The organism is Catenibacterium sp. AM22-6LB, from assembly GCF_003435615.1.
GTDB classification, from domain to species: domain Bacteria; phylum Bacillota_I; class Bacilli_A; order Erysipelotrichales; family Coprobacillaceae; genus Catenibacterium; species Catenibacterium mitsuoka_A.
In genome coordinates, this window is sequence record NZ_QTUM01000116.1 from 1 (window position 1) to 948 (window position 948).

The 948-nt window shown below is 35.9% G+C and carries 1 protein-coding gene; it reads left to right on the forward strand.

Annotated elements, in window-relative coordinates:
* Nucleotides 1–90: 90 nt before the first annotated feature.
* Nucleotides 91–819 (forward strand): ATP-binding protein, encoded by a 729-nt coding sequence (locus tag DW269_RS12470; RefSeq protein WP_117460334.1) that lies wholly within the window; start codon nucleotides 91–93, stop codon nucleotides 817–819.
* Nucleotides 820–948: the final 129 nt, after the last annotated feature.

Sequence of the window (948 nt, forward strand, 5' to 3'; positions counted from 1 at the left end):
AGATAGACAGAATTTACAGGAAAATATGAAAAAGGAAGAGAAAGCAACAGGCCATTTAAGAGGGCCTGAATTCTATGGAGGCAGATCAAAATGATTGATAATGAAACTATAAGAAAAGCATCTGAGATGGGCATTATTGATGTCATTGATGCAGTAAATACAGTTGAATCTAATACTACTTATATCACTTTATCATTTGATGAGAAAATCAAGATGATTATAGATATGGTATATCAGTGTAGATATAACGAAGCAGTAAAGAAACTGAAGAAAAGAGCTAAGCTTCGCTATTTAGAAGCGGATCTAAGGGATGTTCATTACACTGATAATCGACTCATAACTAAAGATCTTGTTTCTTCTTTAGCTACATGCAGCTTTATGAATCTGAATACAAATCTGGTTATACATGGTCCCTGTGGTACAGGTAAAACATGGCTTGCCTGTGCCATAGCTAATGAGGCTATTAAACAAAGACATAAGGCATTCTATGTTAGACTTCCTAGATTACTTGAACTATATGATAACATGAGAAACTCTGGAAAGAGCCTATCCCAGGCAGTGCAGAAGTATGCCAAGTATGAACTTTTGATACTGGATGAATGGTTGATGTATGAAATGAGTGATCAGGATAAGCAGTTCATTTCAGAATTAATGGAAGTAAGACATGATACGTGTTCAACTATCTTCTGTAGTCAGTATCCAACTGAAGACTGGTATGATAAGCTGCATAAGTCAACATTGACAGAAGCTCTGCTTGATAGAATAGTACATAATAGAATCGATATAGATATGGGTACTGATAATTTCAGAATAAAATAAGGGAATTATTTAGCCAATCATGACTATCATGATTGGCTATTATTCTGGTAAGAGTTAGGTGGTGCACTTAATGCGACAGGGGTGGTGCATAGGTCTGCGACTGCTAGTGCAATTACGAGCGAATAATCA

Excerpts from the sequence above, each read along its gene's own strand:
- DW269_RS12470 (WP_117460334.1), top strand. The coding sequence starts at position 91 with ATGATTGATAATGAAACTATAAGAAAAGCATCTGAGATGGGCATTATT.